Genomic DNA, 15135 nt, shown 5'->3' with positions numbered 1-15135 from the left:
GGGCGCGGATTTCGACAGTTGTCGGCGGGTCCGGGGCAGAGATCGTCCACGCGGACGGCGAACGGCCGGTCGCGGAGCGTGCTCCACGGCCGGCCGTCCGGTCGTCGTCGGTCAGGGGCGGCCCATGCCCCGGTATTCCCAGCCGGCCTGCGTCCACAGTGCCGAATCCAGGCAGTTGCGCCCGTCGACCACCTTGCGGCCGGCGGCCAGCTCGCCGAGGGCGACGGGGTCGGCGTTGCGGAAGTCGGCCCACTCGGTGAGCACGCAGACCAGGTCGGCGTCGGTCACGGCCTCGTTGATGCCGGGCTCGTAGACCAGCTCGGGAGCCACCGCGCGGGCCCGCTCCATGCCCTGCGGGTCGTAGACGTGCACGTCCGCGCCGGCCTTGCGCAGCAGCGAGGCGACGGCGAGCGCGGGCGCGTCGCGTACGTCGTCGGTGTTGGGCTTGAACGTCGCGCCGAGCACGGCGACCCGGGTGCCGGAGAGGTCCGGCCCGGCCGGCCCGGACCGGCGGCCGAGCAGCTCGGCGGCGAGCTGGACGACCCGGGTCCGGCGGCGCATGTTGATCAGGTCGACCTCGTGCAGGAAGCGCAGCGCCTCACCGGCGCCGAGCTCCTGGGCGCGGGCCTGGAAGGCCCGGATGTCCTTCGGCAGGCAGGCCCCGCCGAAGCCGAGCCCGGCCTGGAGGAAGCGGTTGCCGATGCGCGGGTCGAAGCCGATGGCCCGGGCGAGGTGGGTGACGTCGCCGCCGGCGGCCTCGCAGACCTCGGCCATCGCGTTGATGAAGGAGATCTTGGTGGCGAGGAACGCGTTCGCGGCGACCTTGACCAGCTCGGCGGTGGCGAAGTCGGTGACCACCAGGGGCACCTCGCGGTCCTCCGTGGCGGCCAGGTCGAAGACGCCCTTGTGGGCGGCGTAGAGCATGCCGTTGGCCCACTCGCTCTTGACGCCCACGACGATCCGGTTGGGCCGCAGCACGTCGTCGACGGCGAAGCCCTCCTGGAGGAACTCGGGGCTCCACGCCACCTCGACGCCCAGGTCGGCGGGGGTGTGCTTGCTGACCAGCTGCTCGACCCACTCGGCGGTGCCGACCGGGACGGTCGACTTGCCGACGATCAGCGCCTTGCGGGTCAGGTGCTGGGCCAGGCTGGTGACCGACGCCTCGACGTACGACAGGTCGGCGCCCATGCCGTCGGCGCGCTGCGGCGTGCCGACGCAGATGAAGTGCACGTCGCCGAAGTCGGCCGTCTCGGCGATGTCCGTGCTGAACCGCAGCCGTCCGGCCGTCAGGTTGCGCTTGAGCAGCTCGTCCAGGCCGGGCTCGTGGATCGGCACCTCGCCGGCGTTCAGCATGGCGATCTTGTCGGCGTCGACGTCGAAGCCGAGAACCTCGTAGCCCAGTTCGGCATAGCAGATGGCGTAGGTCGCACCGAGGTAGCCGGTGCCCAGGAATGTCACCCGCGGTCGCTGCGCGCCCGAGGGGGGCGTCACCGCGGCGATGGCGGGCATCGGCTGGGTGTTCGGGTACGGGATCGTCACGCCTGTCTTCTCCGCTCGCGCTGGCGTCGCGTCGTCGCGTCGCGTTCTGCTGCGGCGCCTGGGCGGGCACCGGAGGGACTCTATGCCTGTCACTTCCATCATCGCCGGGCGGCGTCGACGCGCGTCGTGGCCTAGCCTACGCGGCGGTAACATCACCTGAGGTGGTCGCTATCCTTCAGTCTGCGCCGTCGGCGGTCAGGAGACGCTACAGACTGCGCATGATAGCGGTGAAGGGGAGGGGCCGACATGGCCGCAGAGCAGTCGTTCGACGTCTACCGGTTGCCCGAGGAGCACGAGGCGATCCGGGAGGCGGTCCGTGAGGTCTGTGCGGCCAAGGTGGCGCCGCACGCCGCCGAGGCGGACGAGACCGGTGAGTTCCCGAAGGCGTCCTACGACGCGCTGCGCGCCGCGGACTTCCACGCCCCGCACATCCTCGCCGAGTACGGCGGCGCGGGGGCGGACGCCCTGGCCACGGCCATCGTGATCGAGGAGGTCGCGCGCGCCTGCGCCTCGTCCTCGCTGATCCCGGCGGTCAACAAGCTCGGCACCATGCCGCTGCTGCTGGCGGGCTCCGAGGAGCTCAAGCGGAAGTACCTGACCCCGGTCGCGGCCGGCGACGCGATGTTCTCGTACTGCCTCTCCGAGCCGGAGGCGGGCAGCGACGCGGCCTCGATGACCACGCGCGCCGTACGTGACGGCGATCACTGGGTGCTCAACGGCGTCAAGCGCTGGATCACCAACGCGGGGGTCTCGGAGTTCTACACCGTCTTCGCGGTGACCGACCCGTCCGCCCGGTCCCGGGGCATCTCCGCCTTCGTGGTCGAGAAGTCCGACGCCGGGGTCAGCTTCGGCGCGCCGGAGAAGAAGCTCGGCATCAAGGGCTCGCCGACCCGCGAGGTCTACCTGGACAACGTCCGGATTCCGGCGGACCGCATGATCGGCGCCGAGGGCACCGGCTTCGCCACCGCCATGAAGACCCTCGACCACACCCGGGTCACCATCGCGGCGCAGGCCGTCGGCATCGCCCAGGGGGCGCTGGACTACGCCAAGGGCTACGTGCAGGAGCGCAAGCAGTTCGGCAAGGCGGTCGCCGAGTTCCAGGGCGTCCAGTTCATGCTGGCCGACATGGGCATGAAGCTGGAGGCGGCCCGGCAGTTGACGTACGCGGCGGCCGGCAGGTCCGAGCGCGGCGACGCCGATCTCACCTACTTCGGCGCGGCGGCCAAGTGCTTCGCCTCGGACGCGGCCATGGAGATCACCACCGACGCCGTCCAGCTGCTCGGCGGCTACGGCTACACCCGCGACTACCCGGTCGAGCGGATGATGCGGGACGCCAAGATCACCCAGATCTACGAGGGCACCAACCAGGTGCAGCGCATCGTGATGGCCCGCCAGCTCCTCAAGGGCTGAGCCGGTCGGCGGGCGGGCCGGGAGTTCCGGCCCGCCCGGCGTGCGTCACCGGATCTCGGTCGTGTCCTCCGGTCGGTTGCCCGTACGCGGCGGCGCCGACCACGGCGACTCGCCGCCGGTGCGGCGGGGCAGCGGCTCGGTCGGCGTCGGGTCCGGGTAGCCGAGGGTCAGCGGGGCGGTGTCCCGGTCGGTCGAGGGCCAGTCGGTCAGCGTGAAGTCGTCCCGCTCCGGGCCGGACGCGGTGGCCGGCGTCGGCTCGGTCACCGGCCGGGGCCAGCGGCGCCAGCGCTGCCCGCTGAACGTCGCCATGACCAGGAGCAGGCCGATCAGGAACAGGGTGCCGTTCTCCACCGGCCGGTGCAGCGGCAGGGGGTCGCCGAAGACCTTCCAGCCGTCCGGGATGCGGTCGCGCACCTCGAAGGGCGCGGCGAACATCCCCACGTACGGGGCGGCGAGCAGCAGCCCGGCCACCAGCGGGCCGAGCGGTGAGATGCGCAGCGTGCCGAGCAGGCCGAGCAGGATCCCGCCGACGGCGAGGTAGACGGCAGGCTCGATGAGATTGGCCGAGTTGGACGTGCCGATCTCGACCCAACGGTCGACGGTGCCCGCCGACCCGTCCTGCCCGAGCGTGACCAGCACCCACGTGACGGGTGCCACCACCAACCCGGCGAGGAAGCTCCAGAGATGTCGCATCCGCGCACCGTACCGTTTCCGACATGACCGAGCACCCCTCCGCCGCCCCGGCCGGCAAGCCGACCTCGTACTCCCGGGTCACCCTGAGCCGGATCATGACCGCCGTCGACGTCAATCTCTACGGCACGGTGCACGGCGGCGTGCTGATGAAGTTCGTCGACGACGTGGCGGGCGCGGCGGCCGCCAGGCACAGCGGCGGCACGGCGGTCACGGCGGCCATCGACGAGATCGTCTTCGCCGAGGCGGTCCGCGTCGGTGACCTGGTGCACGCGCACGCCCAGGTGAACTGGACGGGGCAGACCTCGATGGAGGTGGGCGTCCGGGTGGTGGCCGAGCGGTGGGACTCGGCCGAGGACGAGCCGGTGCTGGTGGCCACCGCGTACCTCGTCTTCGTGGGCGTCGACGTCGGCGGCGCGCCGCGGCCGGTCCGGCCGGTGCTGCCGGAGACCCCGGAGGACGAGCGGCGGTTCCGGGAGGCGGAGATCCGCCGCGCCCACCGGTTGGCCCGCCGCCGCGCCATCCAGGCCCACCGCGCCGGCTGACCGCGCGAGGATGGGTGCCTGCCCTGCACGAAACGATGCGAAGGCGCCCCGACCGCGCGGGATGTGCGCCGGAAACGATGGGGAAGGCGCCCTTCCGTGCGCCCCGGCCACACAGGTGGGCGGCGGGGCATGTGGGCTCCGCACGTGCGCCGCCGGGGGCCGGGTGCGGAGAATGGCGCTGCGAGGTAGGGCAAGATGGCGCCACGGCCCATTTCACAGTGTCGTGCGGGGCCAGGGGAGGGTGGAGCAGTGGGTGACGTGCTGTGGACGCCGCCGGCGGACGTAAGCGAGCGGTCCCGGATCGGGAGCTACCTGCGCTGGCTGCGGGAGCACCGGGGGCTGGACTTCGCCGACTACGACGCGCTGTGGCGCTGGTCGGTCACCGACCTGGAGGCGTTCTGGCGGTCGGTCTGGGACCACTTCGAGGTCGTCGCGCACACCCCGCCGACCGTCACGCTGACCGACCGGGGAATGCCCGGCGCCCGCTGGTTCCCCGGCGCCACCCTCAACTACGCCGAGAACGTGCTGCGGATGCCCGGCCGGGCCGACGACGACCCGGTGGTGATCGCGCACGGCCAGACCCGCGCGCCGGTCACCCTCACCGCCGCCGAGCTGCGCGAGCAGGTGCGCCGGGTGGCGGCCGGGCTGCGCCGGCTCGGCGTCGCCGCCGGGGACCGGGTGGCCGCGTACGCGCCGAACATCCCCGAGACGTACGTGCTGCTGCTCGCCGCCAGCAGCCTGGGCGCGATCTTCTCCTCCTGCGCGCCCGAGTTCGGCACCCGCAGCGTCACCGACCGCTGGCAGCAGATCGAGCCCAAGGTGCTCGTCGCGGTGGACGGCTACCGCTACGGCGAGAAGGCGGTGGACCGGCGGGGCGAGGTGGCGGCGATCCGGGCCGCCCTGCCGTCGCTGGAGCACACCGTCGGCATCGCCTACCTCGACCCGGCCGGCGCTGCGCCCGAGGGCGCGCTGGCCTGGTCGGAGCTGGCCGCCGACACCGACGAGCCGCTGACGTTCACCCCGGTCGCCTTCGACCACCCGCTCTACGTGCTCTACTCCTCCGGCACCACGGGCCTGCCCAAGCCGATCGTGCACGGCCACGGCGGCATCCTGCTGGAGCACCTGAAGATGCTGGCCCTGCACCACGACCTGGGCCCGGCGGACCGGTTCTTCTGGTTCACCACCACCGGCTGGATGATGTGGAACTTCCTGGTCTCCGGGCCGGCGGTGGGCGCGGCGATCGTGCTCTTCGACGGCAACCCGGGCCACCCCGACCTGGGCGCGCTGTGGCGGCTGGCCGAGGAGACCGGCACGACGTACTTCGGCACCTCCGCGCCGTTCCTGCTGGCCTGCCGCAAGGCCGGGCTGGTGCCGCGGGAGGTCGCCGACCTGTCCGCGCTGCGTGGCGTCGGCTCGACCGGCGCGCCGCTGCCCGCCGAGGGCTTCACCTGGGTGTACGAGACGGTCGGCGACGACCTCCAGCTCCAGTCGCTCTCCGGCGGCACGGACGTCTGCACCGGCTTCGTCGGCGGCGTGCCGCTGCTGGCGGTGCACGCCGGGGAGATCACCTGCCGGGCGCTGGGCGCCAAGGTGGAGGCCCGGTCCGCCGACGGCACCCCGGTCGTGGGCGAGCTGGGCGAGCTGGTGATCACCGAGCCGATGCCGAGCATGCCGGTGGGCTTCTGGAACGACCCGGACGGCACGCGCTACCGGGAGGCCTACTTCGACCTCTACCCGGGCGTCTGGCGGCACGGCGACTGGATCACGATCAACGAGCGGGGCGGCTGCGTGATCACGGGCCGGTCCGACGCGACCCTCAACCGGGGCGGCGTACGCCTCGGCACCGCCGAGTTCTACTCGGTCGTCGAGGGGCTCGACGAGGTCGTCGACTCGGTCGTGGTGCACCTGGAGGACGACGAGGGCGGCGCGGGTGAGCTGCTGCTCTTCGTGGTGCTCGCCGAAGGGCTGGAGCTGGACGACCCGCTGCGGAGGAAAATCTGCCGAGAGCTGCGTACCGCCCTGTCGCCGCGGCACGTGCCCGACGAGATCCACCAGGTGCGGGCCGTCCCGCGCACCCTGTCGGCCAAGAAGCTGGAGGTGCCGGTGAAGAAGATCCTCACCGGCACGCCGGTGGACTCGGCGGCGGCCAAGGGCGCCCTGGCCAACCCGGAGTCGCTGTCGGCCTTCGCCACCCTCGCCCAGCGCCGCGCCACCCACACCACCCCCGCCTGACCCACCCGCCCTCCGCCCCACCCGCGCCCCCCGCCCTACCCGCCCCGCCGCGTCGATCTTGCACTTCCTGCCCCGGCACATGGGGCGAATCGCCCGTATCGAGGGCAGTAACTGCAAGATCGCGGGGTGGAAGGCGGCGGTGGAAGGCGGCGTGGGGCGGTGGAGGCGGGGTGGGTGGTCAGGGGTTTGGGTCAGGGGGGCCTGGGGTCAGCGGGGCAGGGTTCGGGTGACCTTTTCCGTCGCGGCTCGGGGCTCCACCCGGGACGGGTCGAGGTTGGCGCAGAGGACCGCGCTGGCACCGACCGCCAGCGGGGCGAGCAGCCAGTCGACCGGGTCGGGATACGCGGCCGTGTCGACCAGCACCCGGTCGCCGGCCGTGATGCCGAGCGCGCCCGCGCGGGCGCTCGCCCGGGCCAGCAGTTCCGCGTCGTCCGGGCCGGCGGCGTACGGGGTGAAGTGGTCCCCGTGCGCGCGCACCACCGAGACGTAGTCGGCGAAGCCGGGCGGGACCTGCCGCATCGGCAGCGCGAACGGGTCGAGGGCGAGGACGTACCGTTCGCCGGCCGGCCACGCGCCCGCCTCGTCGATCCGCGCGACGGCGGTGAAGAGCACCTCCACGTCGCCCGGCGCGGCGGCCACCCGCAGCCCGGCCGACCAGCACCCCAGCAGCACCGCCGCGGTCTGCCAGTGCGGCGGGAGCAGCACGCCGACGGTGTCGCCGGGACCGACGGCCGCCTCGTCGACGAGCAGGTTGGCCGTCTTGGCCACCCAGTTCGCCAGCGTGGCGCCGGAAAGCTCGGTCCGCTCGCCGGTGGCGTCGTCGTACCAGGTCAGCAGCGGTCGGGTCGGGTCGGTCGCGATCGCGTCGGCGAAGACCCGGGCAATGTTGTCGGCCATCGGCGCGAACGATACGCCCCCGCCGGCCGTACTCGAAGACAACGACAAGTCGGCGTACCGTCGGGTCGCAGTCAGCGTCCGCCCCGGGCTCCGGCGTAGGCTTGCCCGGAGTGTTGTTCCCCACAGACCCGCCAGTTCAAGGAGTCGCCCCGTGACCGCCGGTCGCCCGCCCCGCGTGCTCATCGACGCCACGAGTGTCCCCGCCGATCGCGGCGGTGTCGGTCGATACGTCGACGGCCTGCTCGGCGCCCTCGGCAAGGTGTGCGGGTCGGGGGTGGAGCTGGCCGTCGTCAGCCTCCGCACCGACCTGGAGCGCTACGCCCGGATGCTGCCCGGCGCGGAGATCATCCCCGCCCCGGCCGCCGTCGCGCACCGTCCCGCCCGGCTCGCCTGGGAGCAGACCGGCCTGCCGCTGCTCGCCCAGCAGGTCGGCGCGCAGGTGCTGCACTCGCCGTTCTACACCTGCCCGCTGCGCGCCGGCTGCCCGGTCACGGTGACCGTGCACGACGCGACGTTCTTCACCGAGCCGGAGCACTACGACAAGTCCCGGCGCACCTTCTTCCGCAGCGCGATCAAGACCTCCCTGCGCCGGGCCGACCGGGTGATCGTGCCGAGCAAGGCCACCCGCGACGAGCTGATCCGGCTCCTCGACGCCGACCCGACCCGGATCGACGTCGCCTACCACGGGGTCGACCACGCCGCCTTCCACGCGCCCAGCGAGGAGGAGAAGGCTCGGGTCCGGGCCCGGCTCGGGCTCGGCGGCACCAGCTACGTCGCGTTCCTCGGCGCGAAGGAGCCCCGCAAGAACGTGCCCAACCTGATCCGCGGCTGGGCCCGGGCAGTCGCCGACCGGGAAGACCCGCCGGCCCTGGTGATCGCCGGCGGCCAGGGGCACGACGACGACATCGACCGCGCGGTGGCGGAGGTGCCGTCGCACCTTCGCCTGCTGCGCCCGGGCTACCTCCGCTACGCGGACCTGCCCGGCTTCCTCGGCGGGGCGCTGGTGGCCGCCTACCCGTCCTACGGGGAGGGTTTCGGCCTGCCGATCCTGGAGGCGATGGCGTGCGCCGCGCCGGTGCTCACCACGCCCCGGCTGTCGCTGCCCGAGGTGGGCGGCGACGCGGTGGCGTACACCAGCGAGGCCCCCGACCAGATCGCCACCGACCTGGCCGCGCTGCTCGACGACGAGCAGCGGCGGTTGTCCCTGGCCAAGGCCGGCTTCGACCGGGCCAAGGAGTTCACGTGGGAGTCCAGCGCCGAGGTGCACATCGCGGCCTGGAGCCGGGCCCGCGCCTGACGTCGGAGCGGCGCGGCGGCAACCCGGCGTCCGGGCGTGCGGGGTTCGGGCATGATGTGCTGATGCTCTACGCCGTCATCCCGGCGGGTGGCAGCGGCACGAGGTTGTGGCCGCTGTCCCGCGCCGGCCACCCCAAGTTCCTCCACCCGCTGACCGGCTCCGCCGCCTCGCTGCTCCAGGCCACGGTCGAGCGGCTGGGCCCGCTGACCACGGCCGAGCGGACCCTGGTGGTCACGGGGACCGCCCACGCCGCCGCGGTGGCGCGCCAGCTGACCGGGCTGCCGGAGGAGAACATCCTGGTCGAGCCCTCGCCCAGGGACTCCTGCGCGGCGATCGCCCTGGCCGCCGCCGTCATCGCGCGGCGCGACCCGGAGGCGGTGATGGGCTCCTTCGCGGCCGACCACCTCATCGGCGACCCGCAGCGGTGGCGGGAGGTCGTCCAGGAGGCGGTACGCGGCGCCGAGCGGGGCCTGCTGATGACGGTCGGGATCACGCCGACCCGGGCGGAGACCGGCTACGGCTACCTCCAGACCGGCGACCCGGTCGACGGCGGCCCGCTGCGCCCGGTCGCCGAGTTCAAGGAGAAGCCGAGCGCGGACGTCGCCGAGGCGTACCTGCGCTCCGGCCGGCACCTCTGGAACGCCAGCATGTTCGTCTGGCGGGTCGACGTGTTCCTCGCCGAGCTGGCCCGCCAGCAGCCCGCCCTGCACGCCGGGATCGCCGCGATCGCCGAGGCGTGGGGCACCGAGGCGCAGGACGACGTGCTCGGCACGGTCTGGCCGACGCTGCCGAAGATCTCCGTCGACTACGCGGTGATGGAGGGCGCGGCGACCGCCGGGCGGGTGGCGACCGTGCCGGGCGACTTCGGCTGGAACGACGTCGGCGACTTCCACACCCTGGGCGAGGTGCTGCCCGCCGACGCCGACGGCAACGTGGTGCTCGGCGCCGACGCCAAGCCGGGCGTGCTGCTGCGGGACAGCTCGGGGCTGGTGGTGGTGCCGCACTCCGGGCGGCTGGTGGCCGCCGTCGGCGTGCACGACCTCATCGTCGTCGACACCCCGGACGCGCTGCTGGTCTGCCCGCGCGACCGGGCGCAGGACGTCAAGAAGATCGTCGACGAACTCAAGGAGCGGGGCGAAGAGGGGCTCGTCTGAGCGTCGCCAGGGCCGGGGTGACCAACCGCGCCGTCCCGCCGGCCAGCGGCTCCGGCAGCCGGTCCGGCGGGAACCAGCCCAGCGCCTCGGACTCGTCGCTGACCCGTTCCGCCGCGCCGGGCGGGGCCAGGACGGCGAACCGCACGTCGTAGTGCAGGGAGCCGCCCTGGCACCGCACCGGGTGGATGTCCACGTCGATCGGGACCGGGTCGATCCGCAGGCCGGCGATGCCGGACTCCTCGGCGGCCTCCCGCAGGGCGGCGCCGGCGAGGGTCCGGTCGGCGGGCTCGCAGTGCCCGCCGAGCTGCACCCACTTGCGGAACTTGCCGTGCAGGCAGAGCAGCACCCGCGACCCGGTGGCGTCGAGCACCAGCGCGCTCGCCGTGACGTGCCCGGGCCGGTGCGCCCGGCCCATCGCCACCGGCCCGGCGGCCAGCAGCGCCAGGGTGCGGTCCCGGGCCTCGGCGGCTTCCGGGCCGGTCGGCTCCCAGCGGCGCAGTGTGGCGACGGCGTCGGCGTGCAGCGCCGCGTGGACGCCGGCGTCGGCGTGCGGGGCCGCGCCGAGGTCGCCGTCGGCGTGCGGCGCCGCGTGGGCGTCGCCGTGGGTCGGGTGCGCCGCGCGAAGGTCGCCGTCGGCGTGCGGGGCCGCGCGAAGGCCGCCGTCGGCGTGCGGCGCCGCGTTGGCGTCGCCGTGGGTCGGGTGCGCCGCGTTGGCGTCGCCGTGGGTCGGGTGCGCCGCGCGAAGGTCGCCGTCGGCGTGCGGGGCCGCGTGGGCGTCGCCGTCGCCGTCGGCGGGCGGCGGCGTCGTCCGGAGCGCGGTGGCGGGGGAGTCCGGCATGCCGACACTGTACGAGCCGGCGCTTCGTACCCTGGCCCGGTGACCCTGCGACTGCTGGAATTCGTCGTGGCCGGCAACGAGGCCAGCGACCTGCTGCCGGTGCGCTCCACCGCGCTGCTGCGCGCGTACGGCGCCCGGCAGGGCTTCTGGACGGTGCTGGACGAGGGGCCGGTGGAGCAGTGCCTGGCCCTGCTGCTGGAACTCGACGACGGCGAGTGGGTCGCCCGCCACGTGACCGCCGACGCCGGGGCCGAGAACGGCCGGACGGAGGACGGCGAGGCGCTCGCCCGCCACGACGGCTGGGTGTACGTCTTCGGCTCGCACTTCGGCTCGAAGGGCGGGCCGCTGCGCCCGCGTCGCGCCTTCGTGGCCCGGTTCCGGGAGGACGACGCGGCCGGCGGGACGCTGCCGGTGCAGGTGGTGCGCAACCGCTTCCGGCTGCACCGGGCGGTCAACGACGCCCTGCTCAAGGCGGCGTTCACCCCGCTGCCCCCGGGCGAGCGGGTGCGGGCCCGGTTCATCGGGGAGACCGTCGCACGCGGCACCGCCCGGTCGAAGGGCTGGGTCAGCCGGCTCGTCCCCGACGACCTGCCGCTGAACGTCGAGGGCGCCGCCTTCACGCCGGCCGGCGGCGTCCTGCTCGGACTGCGGTTCCCGGTCACCGCCGACGGCGAGCCGATCCTCGTCGAGCTGACGGGCGTGCCGGGGATGTTCGATCCCGCGCCGAGCTGGCCGGAGGCGGCCGGCGCGTACGTCCTGACCGGGGTGACCCCGCCCGGCGCGCTGGCCGGCTTCCGCGCGATCACCCCCACCGACGGCGGCGGCTACGCGGCGGTGATCGGGTCGATCGACGCGCTCGGCAAGGGTTCGGTGCTGCTCGACGACCATCCGACCGGCGGCGACGTCACCTCCCGGCACGTCCGGTTCCCCGCGCCCGGCGACGGGCACCTCGTCCCTGGCGAGCTGGTGGCCGACCTGGCGCCGTTCCACCACGTCGAGGGGGTGGCGGAGCGGGACGGGCGCAGCTTCTACGTCACCGACGAGGACCACCGCGTGGCCCTCTGGGCGGACTGAACGCCGGCGGTCCGGCCGGGGAGCCACGCTCCCTGCGGACGGCCCCTGCCGGCTGGCGGTGCCAAGGGTCGGCTCGACCGGGCGGGCCCGGACCGGCGACCGGACAGCGCCTCCGCGGAGCAGGCCCGCAGACCCTCGTGGCGCTGCCCGGTCGCCGGTCTCCCCGTCCCCCTGGGGCCCCGACTCGCGGGCGCGTCACCGACGCGCCCGCCCCGTACGGGCAGTGGAAGCATGACGAACCTGCGCGGTCGACGTCGAGGTTTTTCAGCTCAGGCTGAAAAACGGAGATAAGTGCCGCCCGGGTACGCTTCAACGGTCACCCGGCATCCCCCTGCCGAGCGACACGGGAGCGCTCCATGCTGAAGATCCATTTCTCCGCAGAGGACATCCTCCGGACCCGGGTGGCTCCGGCGGCGGACCCGGTGTGGGAACTGGTCCTCAGTCTGCACCTGCTGCCAACGCGCGACCGTGATCCGTTGCTGGCGGGCTGGCGGCACACCGTGACCCGGGGGCTGCGCCAGGGTCCGGCCTCCGCCGGGCTCCGCCTGCTCCTGGCGTTGAACCCGCCGCGCGGCTACTTTCCCGACTTCCTCACCCCGTACGAGAGCACGGACGGCTTCGAGGCCGGCCTGGAGGCCGTCCGGCGCACCCCGGTGTCGCTGCTGCGCCGCGACCTGTCCCTCCTCGCCGCCGGCAACGCGCTGCCCGCCGCCGCGACCGCGCTGGCCAGGGGCGAACCGGGCACGCTGCACGACCTGACCGGCGCCATGGAGCAGTACCGCGACCTGGCGATCGATCCGTACTGGACCCGGATCCAGGCGGCCGTGGAGGCCGACCGGGCCCGCCGCGCCCGGTCCCTGCTCGACGGCGGGGTCGAGGGGCTGCTGGCCGGCCTGCGGCCCGCCCTGCACTGGGAGTCCGGGGTGCTCCAGGTCCGCGGCTACCCGCACAGCCGCGAGCTGCACCTGGACGGGCGTGGCCTGCTGCTGGTCCCGTCGTTCTTCTGCGCGGCCACCCCGGTCGCCCTGCTCGACCCGGCGCTGCCGCCGGTCCTCGTCTATCCGGTGGACCGGCTGGGCGGGCTCGCACCCGCCCCCGGCGAGGCCGCCGGCCCGGGCACGCCGGACGCCGGGCGGGAGGCGCTGGCCGCGCTGCTCGGCCGCACCCGGGCCGCCGTGCTGGCCGTCAGCGACGACGGCTGCACCACGGGGGAGGTGGCGCGGCGGCTGAACATCTCGCCGGCCGCCGCCAGCCAGCACACCACCGTGCTGCGCAACGCCGGCCTCCTGGTCAGCCACCGGGACCGCAACACCGTCCTGCACACCCTCACCCCGCTGGGGCGGGCCATGCTCAACTCCTGACCGCCGCCCCCTCAGAGGGCCAGGCAGGCCGCAGCCGGGGTGCCGGCCGGCGGGGGCAGTGGGAGCGAGGCGACGCCCTCCGCCGCCAGGGCCGCGCGCAGGCGGTGCAGGTCGGCGCCGAAGCGGACCAGCTCGAGCGGGCCGGCCGGGTCGGCCGGAGAACCGAGCACCAGCGCCGTCGCCCCCGCCGGCCAGTCCGCGACGGCGGCGACCGTTCCGGCGCGTACGGCCTCGTCGGTGACCAGGGTGAACTCCGTGCCGGGCGCGACCACGCCGGCGACCGCGGCGATCGCCCGCCGCACCGCGTCCACGTCTGGCGGGGTCGGGTTGGTGGCGTCGGGCAGGGTGGCGGCGGCGGCCAGCCCGGCCGCCCTCGCCTCGGCGGTGCCCAGCGAGAACAGGTCCATCGAGGCGTCCCGGACCAGCGCCGCCGCGCCGGCGCCGTCGTCGGGCCGGGGCGCGGTGAGGTAGCCCCGCACCACCGCGACGGGCACCTGGTCGCACTTGCCCTTGATCAGCTCGCCCGCGCCGGCCAGCTCGTCCACGACCGCCATCTGGGTGAGCTGGAGCTCGTTGCCGTACGGGTCGACCTCGCCCCGGTGGTCGCGGATCGCGTCCATCCCGGCGACGCCGAGCGCCACGTCGGTGAGCCCGTTGCGCCAGGGCCGGCCCATCGTGTCGCTGACGATCACCGCGACGTCGACGTGGTAGCGGTCGCGCAGGGCGGCGCGCAGCGCCCGGGCCGAGGCGTCCGGGTCCTCCGGGAGCAGCACCAGCCGGGTCTTGTCGACGTTCGAGGCGTCGATGCCGGCGGAGGCCATCACGAACCCGTGGTGCGTCTGCACGATGCGGGTGGCGCCCCGGGTCGCCACCACCCGCGCCGTCTCGGCGGCCAGCACCTCGTCGCGCGCGGCGAGCCGCTCCGGGCCGTCCGCCGGGACGTCCACCAGCCGCCCCTCCGCCTTGGAGACGATCTTGCTGGTCACCACCAGCACGTCGCCGTCGCGCAGCCAGGGCGCGGCGGTGGCGATCAGGGCGGCGAGGTCGTCGCCCTCGGACACGTGGCCGATGCCCGGCACCGGCAGGATCTCCAGCCTCACGTCAGCTCCAGCGCGGCGCGGACCATGGCCGCCGTCGCCGCCTCGTCGGTCATCAGCAGGGGTGCCGAGCGCACCGTCACCTCCGGCACCAGGGCACCGGCGTCCTCCTCGGCGACCAGCCAGCCGTCGAGCAGCCCGCCCGCCGACCGGCCGCCGTAGAGGCGGCCCACGCCGGCCGCGCTGCACTCCACCCCGAGCACCGCCAGGCAGCGGTCCGCCATGCCGCGCACCGGCGCGCCGCCGACGATCGGCGACACGCCGACCACCGGGGCGGGGCCGTCGGTGACCGCCTCGCGCAGCCCGGGCACGGCCAGGATCGGGGCGATGCTCACCACCGGGTTGCTCGGCGCGATCAACACCACGTCGGCCTCCGCGATCGCCGCCACCACGCCGGGCGCGGGCTTCGCGGTCTCCGCGCCGACGAAGACGAACCGGTGGGTGGGGATGTTCCCGCGGTGGCGTACCCACCACTCCTGGAAGTGGATGGCCCGCTGACCGCCGCCGTCCGGGCCCGCCGGCTCGCCGTCGCTCACCACGACGTGCGTCTCCAGCCGGTCGTCGGTCGCCGGCAGCAGGCGTACGCCCGGCTCCCAGCGGGTGGCGAGCGCCTCGGTGACCGCGTGCAGCGGATAGCCGGCGTTGAGCATGGTCGTACGCACCAGATGGGTGGCGACGTCCTTGTCGCCAAGCCCGAACCAGGTCGGCTCGGCGCCGTAGGCGGCCAGCTCCTGCTTGACCGTCCAGCTCTCGCCGACCCGGCCCCAGCCCCGCACGGGGTCGGCGCCGCCGCCCAGCGTGTACATCACACTGTCGAGGTCGGGGCAGACCTTGAGCCCGTGCAGCAGCAGGTCGTCGCCGACGTTGACCACGGCGGTCACCTCGGCACCGACCTCGCGGGCGTACGCCCGGACGCCGAGCAGGAAGCGGGCGCCCCCGATGCCGCCCGTCAGAACCACGATGCGCATGCCGACATCCTCGCGCACGGGCCGCCTCCGATC

At 74.6% G+C, this 15135-nt stretch carries 13 protein-coding genes; 7 read left to right on the top strand and 6 right to left on the bottom strand.

What is annotated here, in order from left to right; genetic code table 11:
- Positions 1-111: 111 nt before the first annotated feature.
- Complete coding sequence (locus tag GA0070606_RS11285; RefSeq protein WP_091097557.1) at positions 112-1539, bottom strand: UDP-glucose dehydrogenase family protein; 1428 nt, start codon at positions 1537-1539, stop codon at positions 112-114.
- A 246-nt stretch (positions 1540-1785) separates the two neighbouring features.
- Between GA0070606_RS11285 and GA0070606_RS11280 the strand changes: the two genes are divergently transcribed.
- Positions 1786-2949, top strand: coding sequence for an acyl-CoA dehydrogenase family protein (locus GA0070606_RS11280; protein WP_091097553.1), 1164 nt, complete (start codon positions 1786-1788; stop codon positions 2947-2949).
- Between the two features lie 45 nt (positions 2950-2994).
- On the opposite strand, the gene GA0070606_RS11275 is transcribed toward GA0070606_RS11280, so the two are convergent.
- Entirely contained in the window at positions 2995-3642 is a 648-nt protein-coding gene (locus GA0070606_RS11275; RefSeq protein WP_091097549.1) for a hypothetical protein, read from the bottom strand.
- Positions 3643-3665: 23 nt separating this feature from the next.
- On the opposite strand from GA0070606_RS11275, the gene GA0070606_RS11270 reads away from it, so the two are divergent.
- Both GA0070606_RS11270 and GA0070606_RS11265 read left to right on the top strand, forming a co-directional pair.
- Positions 3666-4184: an acyl-CoA thioesterase gene (locus GA0070606_RS11270; RefSeq protein WP_091097545.1), complete on the top strand. Its 519-nt coding sequence runs from the start codon at positions 3666-3668 to the stop codon at positions 4182-4184.
- Between the two features lie 249 nt (positions 4185-4433).
- Positions 4434-6416 carry an acetoacetate--CoA ligase gene (locus GA0070606_RS11265; RefSeq protein ID WP_091097543.1) on the top strand — a complete coding sequence of 661 codons (1983 nt, stop codon included), beginning with the start codon at positions 4434-4436 and terminating at the stop codon, positions 6414-6416.
- A gap of 207 nt (positions 6417-6623) precedes the next feature.
- Here the strand turns inward: GA0070606_RS11265 and GA0070606_RS11260 are convergent, their stop codons facing one another.
- On the bottom strand, positions 6624-7313 hold the full coding sequence (locus tag GA0070606_RS11260) for a TIGR03089 family protein (protein WP_091097539.1): 690 nt from the start codon (positions 7311-7313) through the stop codon (positions 6624-6626).
- A 151-nt stretch (positions 7314-7464) separates the two neighbouring features.
- On the opposite strand from GA0070606_RS11260, the gene GA0070606_RS11255 reads away from it, so the two are divergent.
- Both GA0070606_RS11255 and GA0070606_RS11250 read left to right on the top strand, forming a co-directional pair.
- The gene (locus tag GA0070606_RS11255) at positions 7465-8610 is read left to right on the top strand and encodes a glycosyltransferase family 4 protein (RefSeq protein WP_091097534.1); all 1146 of its coding nucleotides are present in this window, start codon (positions 7465-7467) and stop codon (positions 8608-8610) included.
- A gap of 62 nt (positions 8611-8672) precedes the next feature.
- On the top strand, positions 8673-9764 hold the full coding sequence (locus GA0070606_RS11250) for a mannose-1-phosphate guanylyltransferase (RefSeq protein ID WP_091107594.1): 1092 nt from the start codon (positions 8673-8675) through the stop codon (positions 9762-9764).
- Here GA0070606_RS11250 and GA0070606_RS11245 read toward each other — a convergent pair.
- Complete coding sequence (locus tag GA0070606_RS11245) at positions 9733-10287, bottom strand: NUDIX hydrolase (RefSeq protein ID WP_091107596.1); 555 nt, start codon at positions 10285-10287, stop codon at positions 9733-9735. The genes GA0070606_RS11250 and GA0070606_RS11245 overlap by 32 nt on opposite strands.
- Positions 10288-10641: 354 nt before the next feature.
- Here GA0070606_RS11245 and GA0070606_RS11240 point away from each other — a divergent pair, with 354 nt between their 5' ends.
- Positions 10642-11676, top strand: a complete 1035-nt coding sequence (locus tag GA0070606_RS11240) for a hypothetical protein (RefSeq protein WP_091097531.1) — start codon at positions 10642-10644, stop codon at positions 11674-11676.
- Between the two features lie 356 nt (positions 11677-12032).
- A complete protein-coding gene (locus GA0070606_RS11235) occupies positions 12033-13037 on the top strand; it encodes an ArsR/SmtB family transcription factor (protein ID WP_091097527.1) in 1005 nt (334 codons plus the stop codon).
- A gap of 11 nt (positions 13038-13048) precedes the next feature.
- Here the strand turns inward: GA0070606_RS11235 and GA0070606_RS11230 are convergent, their stop codons facing one another.
- Positions 13049-14137: a coenzyme F420-0:L-glutamate ligase gene (locus GA0070606_RS11230; protein ID WP_091097522.1), complete on the bottom strand. Its 1089-nt coding sequence runs from the start codon at positions 14135-14137 to the stop codon at positions 13049-13051.
- Positions 14134-15102, bottom strand: coding sequence for a 2-phospho-L-lactate transferase (gene cofD, locus GA0070606_RS11225; protein ID WP_091097519.1), 969 nt, complete (start codon positions 15100-15102; stop codon positions 14134-14136). The genes GA0070606_RS11230 and cofD overlap by 4 nt, the downstream gene beginning before the upstream one ends.
- Between the last annotated feature and the right edge of the window lie 33 nt (positions 15103-15135).

The sequence above is a fragment of the Micromonospora citrea genome, assembly GCF_900090315.1.
GTDB lineage: Bacteria > Actinomycetota > Actinomycetes > Mycobacteriales > Micromonosporaceae > Micromonospora > Micromonospora citrea.
Note: the sequence above shows the minus strand (reverse complement) of the source record. Positions and strands in the feature narration are given on the sequence as shown.